The sequence below is a fragment of the Microbacterium lacusdiani genome (assembly GCF_054779895.1).
In genome coordinates, this window is sequence record NZ_BAAGXJ010000003.1 from 573,985 (window position 1) to 585,186 (window position 11,202).

The 11,202-nt window shown below is 72.0% G+C and carries 11 protein-coding genes; 2 read left to right on the forward strand and 9 right to left on the reverse strand.

Annotated elements, in window-relative coordinates; all coding sequences use genetic code 11:
- The first annotated feature begins 4 nt into the window (after positions 1-4).
- A complete protein-coding gene (gene lpdA, locus ACYVGN_RS04875) occupies positions 5-1,402 on the forward strand; it encodes a dihydrolipoyl dehydrogenase (RefSeq protein ID WP_460789120.1) in 1,398 nt (465 codons plus the stop codon).
- A 140-nt stretch (positions 1,403-1,542) separates the two neighbouring features.
- Here lpdA and ACYVGN_RS04880 read toward each other — a convergent pair whose 3' ends face one another.
- The 5 genes from ACYVGN_RS04880 to smpB form a co-directional block, all read right to left on the reverse strand.
- Complete coding sequence (locus ACYVGN_RS04880) at positions 1,543-2,181, reverse strand: CYTH domain-containing protein (protein ID WP_460789122.1); 639 nt, start codon at positions 2,179-2,181, stop codon at positions 1,543-1,545.
- Positions 2,178-2,408 carry a response regulator gene (locus tag ACYVGN_RS04885; RefSeq protein WP_134745659.1) on the reverse strand — a complete coding sequence of 77 codons (231 nt, stop codon included), beginning with the start codon at positions 2,406-2,408 and terminating at the stop codon, positions 2,178-2,180. Before ACYVGN_RS04885 ends, ACYVGN_RS04880 begins: the two co-directional genes overlap by 4 nt.
- A gap of 9 nt (positions 2,409-2,417) precedes the next feature.
- Positions 2,418-3,452, reverse strand: coding sequence for a YihY/virulence factor BrkB family protein (locus ACYVGN_RS04890; protein WP_460789124.1), 1,035 nt, complete (start codon positions 3,450-3,452; stop codon positions 2,418-2,420).
- Between the two features lie 54 nt (positions 3,453-3,506).
- Positions 3,507-3,986: a prepilin peptidase gene (locus ACYVGN_RS04895; RefSeq protein ID WP_055991667.1), complete on the reverse strand. Its 480-nt coding sequence runs from the start codon at positions 3,984-3,986 to the stop codon at positions 3,507-3,509.
- A 66-nt stretch (positions 3,987-4,052) separates the two neighbouring features.
- Complete coding sequence (smpB, locus tag ACYVGN_RS04900) at positions 4,053-4,529, reverse strand: SsrA-binding protein SmpB (RefSeq protein ID WP_055991664.1); 477 nt, start codon at positions 4,527-4,529, stop codon at positions 4,053-4,055.
- 137 nt (positions 4,530-4,666) lie between these two features.
- Here smpB and ACYVGN_RS04905 point away from each other — a divergent pair, with 137 nt between their 5' ends.
- Entirely contained in the window at positions 4,667-5,500 is an 834-nt protein-coding gene (locus ACYVGN_RS04905; RefSeq protein ID WP_460789234.1) for a PhzF family phenazine biosynthesis protein, read from the forward strand.
- Here the strand turns inward: ACYVGN_RS04905 and ftsX are convergent.
- From ftsX to ACYVGN_RS04925, 4 genes are all read right to left on the reverse strand, one after another.
- Positions 5,497-6,408 carry a permease-like cell division protein FtsX gene (gene ftsX, locus ACYVGN_RS04910; RefSeq protein ID WP_055991658.1) on the reverse strand — a complete coding sequence of 304 codons (912 nt, stop codon included), beginning with the start codon at positions 6,406-6,408 and terminating at the stop codon, positions 5,497-5,499. The two genes, ACYVGN_RS04905 and ftsX, sit on opposite strands and share 4 nt — an antisense overlap.
- The gene (ftsE, locus tag ACYVGN_RS04915) at positions 6,405-7,508 is read right to left on the reverse strand and encodes a cell division ATP-binding protein FtsE (RefSeq protein ID WP_460789127.1); all 1,104 of its coding nucleotides are present in this window, start codon (positions 7,506-7,508) and stop codon (positions 6,405-6,407) included. The genes ftsX and ftsE overlap by 4 nt, the downstream gene beginning before the upstream one ends.
- Positions 7,509-7,590: 82 nt before the next feature.
- On the reverse strand, positions 7,591-8,997 hold the full coding sequence (locus ACYVGN_RS04920) for a sugar porter family MFS transporter (protein WP_460789129.1): 1,407 nt from the start codon (positions 8,995-8,997) through the stop codon (positions 7,591-7,593).
- A gap of 46 nt (positions 8,998-9,043) precedes the next feature.
- Positions 9,044-11,164 (reverse strand): RecQ family ATP-dependent DNA helicase, encoded by a 2,121-nt coding sequence (locus tag ACYVGN_RS04925; RefSeq protein ID WP_460789131.1) that lies wholly within the window; start codon positions 11,162-11,164, stop codon positions 9,044-9,046.
- Positions 11,165-11,202 lie beyond the last annotated feature (38 nt).

Consider the following 11,202-nt stretch of genomic DNA (forward strand, 5'->3'; position numbering starts at 1 on the left):
AGCCATGGCTCATTACGACGTCGTCATCCTCGGCGCGGGTCCCGGCGGTTACGTCGCGGCCGTGCGCAGCGCGCAGCTCGGACTCAATGTCGCGATCATCGAAGAGAAGTACTGGGGCGGCGTCTGCCTCAACGTCGGGTGCATCCCGTCGAAGGCGCTGCTGAAGAACGCGGAGATCGCCCACACCTTCACCCACAAGGCCGACCTGTTCGGCATCTCGGGTGACGTGCACTTCGACTTCGGCGCGGCGTTCGACCGCAGCCGCAAGGTGGCGGAGACGCACGTCAAGGGCATCCACTTCCTGATGAAGAAGAACAAGGTCACCGAGTACGAGGGCCGCGGCACGTTCACGGGCCCGAAGGCCATCTCGGTCGCCAAGTCGGACGGGACGACCGAGGAGATCACGTTCGACAACGTGATCATCGCGACCGGCTCGAAGGTGCGCCTGCTGCCGGGCGTGCAGCTGAGCGACAACGTCGTGACCTACGAGGAGCAGATCCTCACGCGCGAGCTGCCCGAGTCGATCGTCATCGTCGGCGCCGGCGCCATCGGCATGGAGTTCGCCTACGTGCTGTCGAACTACGGCGTCAAGGTCACCATCATCGAGTTCCTCGACCGCGCCCTCCCCAACGAGGACGCCGAGGTCTCGAAGGAGATCCAGAAGCAGTACAAGAAGTACGGCATCGACATCCTCACGTCGACCGCGGTCAAGACCGTCACCGACAACGGCTCGTCGGTGCACGTCGCGTACGAGTCGCGCGACGGCGTCGCGGGCGAGATCACCGCGGGCAAGGTCCTCATGTCGGTCGGCTTCGCGCCGAACATCGAGGGCTTCGGCCTCGAGAACACGGGCGTGAAGCTCACCGACCGCGGCGCGATCGAGATCGACGACTTCATGCGCACCAACGTCGAGGGCATCTACGCGATCGGCGACGTCACCGCCAAGCTGCAGCTCGCCCACGTGGCCGAGGCGCAGGCCGTGGTCGCCGCCGAGACGATCGGCAAGGCCGAGACCATGCCGCTGGGCGACTACCGGATGATGCCGCGCGCGACGTTCTGCTCGCCGCAGGTCGCGAGCTTCGGCCTCACCGAGGAGCAGGCGCGCGCCGAGGGTCGCGAGATCAAGGTCGCCAAGTTCCCGTTCAGCGCCAACGGCAAGGCCAACGGCCTGGGCGAGCCGGTCGGCTTCGTGAAGCTGATCGCCGACGCCGAGCACCTCGAGCTCATCGGCGCCCACCTCATCGGCCCGGATGTGTCGGAGCTGCTGCCCGAGCTCACGCTCGCGCAGAAGTGGGACCTCACGGCGCTGGAGGCGGCCCGCAACGTCCACACGCACCCGACCCTGTCGGAGACGCTGCAGGAGGGCTTCCACGGCCTCCTGGGTCACTTCATCAACATGTGAGTCGACGCGGATCAATGCGCGAAGCGCGTTGTGCGCGGCGACTCAGGTTGAGCGAGCGAAGCGAGCCGAAACCTCACCAGCCCGTTCACGACCGACGGCCCCCGGATCATCCGGGGGCCGTCGTCGTCTGGGGCGATGCGTCAGTGGCCGAGGGCGCGGGCGAGCTTGGACGCCGAGGTGGCCGTGCGCGCCCCCGCGGCGAAGGCGACCTCGGTCACGGCCGCGAAGAACGCCTCGCGCGCGGCCCGCTCGGCGGGCGCGGCGGGGCCGAGCTCGACCTCCCACTCGTGCCAGGCGCGGTTCTCGCCCGTGCGCAGGTCGATCGTGCGCACCGCGTCGTCCACGAACTCCGCCAGCACGCCGCCGTCCGCGTCCAGGAGCTGGTAGGCGGTGCGGTCGTTCACGATGCGCGCGAGCGGATACAGCGGCGAGGGGGTGTACTCGGCCACCTCGGTCGCGACCGCTGCGGGCAGCGTGTCGCCATCGCCGAGGGGCCACTGCAGCTCCGTGCGCCCGCCGTCCACGAGGGGTCCCTTCAGGTGCCACCCCTCGTCGGGGCCGCCCGTCCGGCGACGCAGCGCGACGCCGGCACGCGCGAGGGCGAGGTCGTCGGTGTCGAGGTAGAGGGCGTCGAGGTGGCTCGGCTCGCCCTCGGTCACGGACGCGACGCCGGGCACCGCGGTCCAGTCCGGCACGGGCGTGCCGGCGTCGACGTCGAACTTGCGCTCGACCTCGACCGAGCGCGACGGCCCGGACTCCTCGGAGCGGTCGACGCTCACGCGCCCGGGTGGTGGTCGTCGCCGGGGGTGATCTCCTGCTCCTCCTCGCCGAAGCGGAACGGGATCTCGGTGGGGCCGTCGCCGTCTCCCGTGTGCGCCGGCTCGCCGGCGCGCTTGTAGACCACCTGCCCCTCCGAGTACGGCAGGATCAGCTGGTCGAGCTCGGGCGATTCGAGGGGCAGGACCTGACCGTCGAGGGGTCCGCCGTGCAGTCGTGCGATGGCCATGCCCTCACCCTAGTCCCGGTGCTCCCGCAGACGTCGGAGATCCTGCTCGTGCTCCGTGCGCTCCGCCGCGCGCGCCGCCTCCAGCTCGCCGACCGCGGCCTGCACCGAGCGCTCGGCGCGCCGCACCCGCCGCTGCGCGAACGTGGTCGCGGCGAACCGCTCCCCCACGCGGTCGCGCTGCTCATCGACGCCGACAAGGATGTACGCCGACGCGATCAGCAGCACCTGCGCGGACAGGTTGACCCACAGCAGCAGTGCGATCAGCGACGCGAACGCTCCGAGCAGCGGATTGGACGTCGCGCCGCCGACGAAGAGGCCGGACAGCTGCTGGAGAACAAGCAGGCCCGCACCGCCGATCAGGGCGCCGCTCCACACGGCGCGCGGCGACGCCCGCACGCCCGAGAGCATCCAGAACATCAGCGCGACGAGCACCGTGTCCAGCGCGAGCGTCACCAGCGCCGCGACCGCGCGGGTCATCCCTTCGGCGAGCCCGGACTGCCCGAGGCCCAGCCAGTCGAGCACGAGCGACACGAAAGCGGAGCCGAGGAACGTCGTGAGTGCCGCAGCCACCAGCAGCGCGCCGAACACGACCGCGAACAGCAGGTCCCGCAGCATCAGGATGACGCCGGGAACCTCGCTGCGGCTGGTCCCGGCCAGCATCCGGATCGCCTCGCGCAGCGCGCCGACCGCGCCGATCGACGCGACGAGCAGGCCGATCAGCGAGATCACACCCGTCACGCTGAAGCTGGCCGGCTCCTCCAACAGCGACGGCTTGATCAGGGCGTCCTCCCCGACGAGTCCCGGGATCACGCTGTTCACGGCGGAGATCAGCGCCTGCCACAGGTCGGGGCGACCCGCGAGCCAGATGGCCGCGATCGAGAAGCCCAGCAGGACCCCGGCGAAGATCGAGAACAGCGCGCGGTATGTGACCGCCGACGCGAGCAGCGCGCCCTTCCCCTCGGAATAGAGCAGGAACGCCCGGACCGGCTTGCGGGCGAGCGCCCATGCGATCAGCAGCTTCAGCCGTTCCATGATCCCCGCCATGCCGTCGACCCTACCGACGTCCCGGGCGCCCCGCAGGCGGTTGACACCGCCGCGTCAGGCGACCAGCGGGCCGGTCCATGCCCCGATCAGCATCCACGGCCCGAACGCGATGTGCGTGTCGCGGCTCGCGCGCCCGGTGGCGAGGAGGGCCAGCGCGGCGACCGCGCCGAGCACGAATCCCGCCGCCGCGCCGACCGCGAGCGGAAGCCAGCCGTGCCAGCCGAGGAACACGCCCACGGCCGCGGCGAGCTTGACGTCGCCGCCGCCGAGCCCGCCCGGCGCCGCGGCCCGCAGCGCGACGTACAGCCCGAGCAGCACCAGGCCGCCCGCCGCCGCGCGCCCCGCGGGCGCGAGGTCGCCGTCGAGCGCTGCAGCGAGCGCCAGCAGCGCGGCCAGTCCCGCGGTCGTGGGAAGCACGATGACATCCGGCAGCCGATGCTCGAACACGTCGATCCGGATGAGCATCAGGCTCACGGCCAGGAACGCGACGTGCGCGGAGGCGGTCAGCGCCTGCGACGCATCGGCTGCGGCCATCCGGTCCCTCCTTGAGACGAGGCTAGGGACCGCGCGGGCGCGACGGGCGCGCCCTGTGGATAACCGCTACTCGCCCATGCGGTTGCGGGTGCGCATCGCGCGCTCCGCCTCGCGCTTGTCCTGGCGCTCGCGCAGCGTCTGGCGCTTGTCGTACTCCTTCTTGCCCTTCGCGACGCCGATCTCGACCTTCGCGCGGCCGTTCAGGAAGTAGAGCTTCAAGGGCACAAGCGTGTACCCGCCCGCCGACACGGCGTGGCTGAGCTTGATGATCTCGTCCTTGTTCAGCAGCAGCTTGCGGATGCGCTTGGACGAGTGGTTCGTCCAGCTGCCTTGCGAGTACTCGGGGATGTGCACCGCATCGAGGAAGGCCTCGCCGCCGTTGATGTATGCGTAGCCGTCGCTGAGGTTCGCGCGCCCCTGGCGGAGCGACTTCACCTCGGTGCCGGTGAGCACGAGTCCCGCCTCGTACGTCTTCTCGATCGTGTACTCGTGGCGCGCGCGACGGTTGGTCGCGACGATCTTCTCGCCCTGTTCCTTCGCCATGTGCTCACCTCCCCGGTGCCGCCTGCCCGGCCGATCCGGGCACAGCCTTACATCCTATCCCCCGCCTGGACCGGGGCGTCGTAGGCTCGGGGCGTGACCGGCTTCGAGCACCACGACGCGGATGTCGATGTCCAGCGCTGGCCGCGTTCGCGGCGGTCGAGGGCGGCGGCAACCCGGCGGGCGTCGTGCTGGACGCGGCGGGCCTGGACGACGCCGGGATGCTGCGCATCGCGGCGGAGGTGGCATACTCCGAGACCGCGTTCGTGACGCACGCCGACGCCGCGGGGCGCCGCGCGCGGATCCGGTACTTCTCCCCCGGCGCCGAGGTGCCGTTCTGCGGCCATGCGACGATCGCGACCGCGGTGTCGCTCGCGGGCCGGTGGGGCGAAGGGCCGCTGCTGTTCGACACGCCGGTCGGGCCGGTGGAGATCGCGACGAGCGCGACCGCCGGCGCTGTCGAAGCGGCCTTCACGAGCGTCGAGCCGACGGTCGAGCCGCTCGAGCCGGATGTGCTCGCCGAGCTGCTCGGTCTGCTGGGGCTCGAGACCCGCGACCTCGACCCGGCGCTGCCGCCGCGCGTCGCGTTCGCGGGCAACCGGCATCCGGTCCTCGTGCTCGCCGACCGCGCCCGATTCGACGGGTTCCGGTTCGATCCTGCAGCGGTCCGGAGTCTCATGGACCGCGAGGGCTGGGCCGGGACCGTCACCGTGCTGTGGCGCCAGAGCGCGGAGCGCCTGACCGCGCGGAACCTCTTCCCGGTCGGCGACATCCGGGAGGACCCAGCCACCGGATCCGCGGCGGCCTCGACCGGCACCTACCTGCGCTCGATCGGCGGCGTGGAGCCGCCCGCCACAGTCACGATCGACCAGGGCGCCCACGTCGGACGGCCGAGTGTGCTGACGGTCGACATCCCGACTTCGGGCGGGATCACCGTCCGAGGATCGGCCGCGCCGATCTCCGTCGGCTCCTAGGCGCGCAGCCAGCGGCGGATCGCGAAGCCCGCCGAGAGGGCGGCCAGCACCACGCCGATCAGGATGACCACGGGCACCACCAGCATCGCGTCGCCCATGCCGACCCACGGGATCGTGCCCATGCGCGAGGTCAGGTATCCCTCGACGCCGAACTTCACTCCCGCCAGCACGGCGCCGCTCGCGAGCAGCGAGCCGATCAGCGCGGCGACGACGCCCTCGAGCACGAACGGCGTCTGGATGAACCGGTTGGAGGCGCCGACGAGGCGCATGATGCCCACCTCGCGGCGGCGGGCGTAGGCCGACAGACGGATTGTCGTGGCGATCAGCAGCACGGCCGAGATCAGCATCAGGGCCGCGATGCCGACCGCGATGTAGGTGGCGATGGTGAGGGCGGCGAAGAGCGGCTCGAGGTACTCGAGCTGATCCGAGATCTGCTCGACGCCCTCCACGCCCGTGAACGCCTCGACGATGACATCGGAGCGCGTCGGATCCAGCAGGTTGATGTGGAACACGGCGCTGGTCTGCTCGGGCGTCAGCAGGTTGGCGTAGTCCTCGCCCAGGTTCTCGAGCAGGGACTGGTACGCCTCCTCGGGGTTCTGGTACGTGAACTCCTGGATGAGCGGCGACAGCGTCTGTCCCTCCAGCTCGGCCTGGACGGCCGCGATCTGCTCCTCGCTCGCGACGCCGCCGGTGCAGGTCTCGGTGGTCGAGATCGCCGAGCACATATACACGTCGACCTGCGCCCGATCCTGGAAGTAGTCGCGCATCGTGCCGATCTGCGCCTGCATCAGGATCGCCGCGCCCACGAACGTGAGCGACACGAAGGTCACGAGGACGACCGACACGACCATCGACGCGTTGCGCCGCAGGCCGGTGAGCACCTCGGAGAGGATCAGTCCCAGCCTCATGTCGTCGGTCCCACCTCGTCGTCGTCGCTCGGCCGCAGGCCGAGGCGGTCGGCCATGCCGAGCTCCTCCACGTCGATGTCCGGGATCGGGACGATGCCCGTGCGCGGCGCCGGCGCCTCCGGCTCCGGCTCCTGCGGCGTCTCGGCCGGCTCCTCTGCCGCCTCGGCGGGTGCGGCGACCGGCGGCGCGGCCGGGGCCTCGTCCGCGGGCGGCTCCTCCGTGAGCAGGTCGGCGAACATCTCCTCGCGCGCCTCGGCGACGGCATCGGTCATGGGCGCCTCGGGCTCCGCCGGCGCGACCGGGACGGTGCCCGTCGGGTCGCCCGCGACCTCGCGCTGGAGCTCGAGCACCGCGGTCAGCGCCGCGACCGCGGCCGCGCCGCGCTCGACCTGAGGCTCGAGCTTCTTGATGCCGGACCGGTCGCCGTAGCCGCCGTGACGCTCGTCGCGGACCAGGGCGCCGTCCTTCAGCTCGATCACGCGGCGCTGCATCTGGTCGACGAAGGTGGCCTCGTGCGTGGCGCACAGGATGGTCGTGCCCGACGCATTGATCCGCTCGAGCAGCATCATGATGTCGACCGACGTCCCTGGGTCGAGGTTTCCCGTGGGCTCGTCGGCGAGCAGGACCTGCGGGCGGTTCACCAGGGCGCGCGCGATCGCGACGCGCTGCTGCTCGCCACCCGAGAGCTCGTGCGGGAAGCGCTTCGCCTTGTCGGCGAGGCCGACCAGCTCGAGAGCCTCCGGCACCGCCTGCTTGATGAACGCGCGCGACGATCCGATCACCTGGAGCGTGAACGCCACGTTCTGGAAGACGGTCTTGGACGGCAGCAGCCGGAAGTCCTGGAACACCGAGCCGATGTGGCGCCGGAAGTACGGCGTGCGCCGGTTGGACAGGGTCTTGGTGTCCCGCCCCAGCACCACCACGCGGCCCTCGCTCGGGAGGTCCTCACGCAGGATGAGCCGCAGGCAGGAGGATTTGCCGGATCCCGAGGCGCCCACGAGGAAGACGAACTCCCCGCGCTGGACCTCGAAGTCGACATCGTCGAGGGCCGGCCTGGCGGTCCCCCGGTATCGCTTGGTGACGTGTTCGAACCGGATCATGGCGTACCGAGCCTAAGCGCCGGTCCGCGAGCGGCCCCGAGCGACACCCCCGCCGGGCCGGGTCGGCGGGGGCGGCGCCGGGTCAGCGCATGTCCTCCAGCTCCATGCCCTTGGTCTCGGGCACCTTGGCGCGCACGAAGAAGTACGACGCGGCGGCGCACACCGCGTAGAACCCGTAGGCGAGCGACAGCCCCATCTCGCTGAGCACGGGGAAGGTCGTCGAGATCGCGAAGTTCGCGACCCACTGGGCGGCCGCGGCCACGGCAAGCGCGCTGGCGCGAAGCCGGTTCGGGAACATCTCACCGAGGAGCACCCACACGATCGGGCCCCACGTCGCGCCGAAGCCGACCACGAACGCGTTGGCTGCGATCAGCGCGATGATCGACCACGGCGCGTCGAGCTGCGCCGTCGTGACGCCGTCGACCGTGACCAGGCGCGCGAACGAGAACGCCGCCGCCATCGCCCCGAGCGACACGGCCATCAGCGCGGACCCCGCCAGCAGCAGACGACGGCGCCCCACGCGGTCCACCAGCAGCACCGCGACGATCGTGACCGCGATGTTCGTGACCGAGGTGATCACCGAGGTCGCGAGGGCGCTCGACTCGTCGAACCCGACCGAGCGCCACAGCGTCGTCGAGTAGTAGAAGATCACATTGATGCCCACGAACTGCTGGAAGACCGACAGCAGGACGCCCACCCACACGATCGGCTTGAGCCCGAGCACGGGGCCCACGAGGTCGCGCAGCGACTCGCGCCGCTCCGTGTCCAGCGAAGCGCGGATCTGCTGGATCTTGAGGTTGACGTCCGGCTCGCCCGTGAAGTCCAGCAGGACCTGCGACGCGCGGTCGTTGTCGCCGCGGAGCACGAGATACCGCGGCGACTCCGGCAGGCGCAGCGACATGAGGCCGTAGACCACGGCCGGCACCGCCTCGACCATGAACATCCAGCGCCACGCGGGCAGGCCCATCCAGAGCACCTCGGCCGCGCCGCCCGACACGGCGGCGAGCACGGCGTTGGACAGCAGCGCCACGAAGATGCCGCTCACGATCGCGAGCTGCTGCAGCGATCCGAGCCGGCCCCGGATGTGCGCCGGTGACACCTCGGCGATGTATGCCGGCGCGATCACGGAGGCGGCTCCCACGCCGAGGCCGCCGATCACCCGCCACAGGATGAGGTCGGCCACGCCGATCGCGAGGCCGGACCCGACCGCCGAGACCAGGAACAGGACCGCGGCGGCGAGCATGACGGGCACGCGACCCCAGCGGTTGGCCATCGACCCGGCGGACCACGCGCCGACCGCGCATCCCAGCAGCGCGCTCGACACCGCGAAGCCCTTGAGGGCGGCGTCCAGGGCGAACTCCCCGGCCAGCGCGTCGACCGCGCCGTTGATCACGGCCGTGTCGAAGCCGAAGAGGAATCCGCCGAGCGCCGCCGCGAGGGCGATGCCGGTCACACGGGCGTTCACGCGTCTATATGCCGTCACCGTCATGCATTCGAGCGTACGTGCCGGTCCCGGCCCGCCGGACGGGAGCCTCTCAGGCGCGCAGCGCGAGCGCGAACGGCAGCACCGACTCCGCTCCGGCGCGGCGCAGCTCGCGCGCCGCCAGGGTGAGCGTCCAGCGGCTGTCGACCAGGTCGTCCACCAGCAGGACGGGGCCGTCGGGCAGCGCGAGCCCGGAGGCGTCGAACCGCCCGTGCACATCGGCCACCCGGAAGGCGCTGTTGCCGCCGGGGCGGCCCGCCGGCGCCGCCGGATCGGCGGCCAGGTCGCCGAGGTACGGCAGCCGGCCGATCTGCGCGAGCCCGTGCGCGAGCGACGTCACCAGCCGCGGTCGCGTGCGCGACGGCACGGAGACGACCGCCGCGGGGCGCCGCTCCCAACCCCACTCCGCCAGCGCCCGCACGCACGCCTCGAGGAGCCGGGGCGGTACGTCCTGGTCGGGGGCGCCGGCCGCGAACAGCTCCCGCAGGGCGCCGCCCCAGCCGAGGTCGGTGAGGCGCGCGAGCGCGCGCCCCTCGAGCGCCTGCTCGCCCGGGGCGATCCGCCCGGCCAGCGGCACCCCGAGGCGGTCGAGGCCGGACGGCCACTGCCGGCGCACCTCGATCGGCACCCCGACGCGGTCGAGCGCGGAGGCGGCCTGCGCCGTCACGTCGCGCTCGATGCGGCCGGAGAGCCACGGACCCGCGCAGTTGTCGCATCGTCCGCACGGGACCGCCGTGTCGTCGTCGAGGCGGCGCTGCAGGAACTCCATGCGGCACCCCGTCGTGCTCTCGTACGCGAGCATGTCGTCCTGCTCGGCGCGGCGCGCGGCGGCGATCCGCTGATACCGCTCGGCGTCGTAGTCCCACGGCGCCCCGGTCGAGACCCACCCGCCGCGCTCCCGCCGGACCGCGCCGTCGACATCGAGCACCTTGAGCAGCAGCTCGAGCGGGGTGCGCCGGATGTCCACGATCGCCTCCAGTGCGGGCGTCGACAGCGGAGCGGCCGCCGCGCCGAGCGCGGCGAGCACGCGCTCGGCGCGCTCCTGATCCGGCATGGAGGCGGTTGCGAAGTAGTGCCAGATGTCCCGGTCCTCGGGGCCCGGCAGCAGCACGACGTCGGCCGAGTCCGTCGCGCGGCCCGCGCGGCCGACCTGCTGGTAGTACGCCACGGGCGACGACGGCGCCCCGAGGTGCAGCACGAAGCCGAGGTCGGGCTTGTCGAAGCCCATCCCGAGCGCGCTCGTCGCCACGAGCGCCTTGACCTCGTTGCGCTTGAGCATGGCCTCGGACTCCGCGCGCTCGTCGGCGTCGGTCTGGCCCGTGTAGGCCCGCACCGCGTGCCCGTGCTCGCGCAGCAGCCGCGCGGTGTCGACCGCGGCGGCCACCGTGAGCGTGTAGATGATCCCGGAGCCGGGGAGCTCGTCGAGGCGGCTCAGCAGCCATGCGAGCCGGGCTGTGGCGTCGGGCAGGCGCAGCACGCCCAGGCGCAGCGACGACCGCGCCAGCGGACCGCGGATCGTGGTCACGTCCTGCGATCCGAGCTGCTCGACGACGTCCGCGACGACGCGGCTGTTCGCGGTCGCGGTCGTCGCCAGCACGGGCACGCCCGCGGGCATCTGCGCGATGAGATCGCGGAGCCGGCGGTAGTCGGGCCGGAAGTCGTGACCCCAGTCGCTGATGCAGTGCGCCTCGTCGACCACGAGCATGCCGATGCGGCGCACCAGCGCGGGCAGCTGCTCGTCGCGGAACGACGGGTTGTTCAGGCGCTCGGGCGACACCAGCAGCACATCGACCTCGTCGGCGTCCAGCCGCGCGAGCACCTCGGCCCACTCGTGCGCGTTCGTCGAGTTGATCGCGACCGCGCGCACGCCTGCCCGCGCGGCCGCCTCGATCTGATCCCGCATGAGGGCGATCAGGGGCGACACGAGCACGGTCGGCCCGGCCCCGCGATCCCGCAGCAGCCGCGTGGCCACGAAGTACACGGCGGACTTGCCCCATCCGGTGCGCTGCACCACGAGCGCGCGGCGCCGGCTCCCCACCAGCGCCTCGATCGCCTCGTACTGCCCCTCGTGGAACACGGCCTCGTCGCGCCCCACGAGGCGTCGCAGGGCGGCGAGCGCCTCGTCCCGGAGCGCGGCGGCGGGCACGTCGGCGGGCACGGCGTCCTGGGTCATGCCGTCCAGCCTGTCAGGCCCCGCCGACATCGGACGAG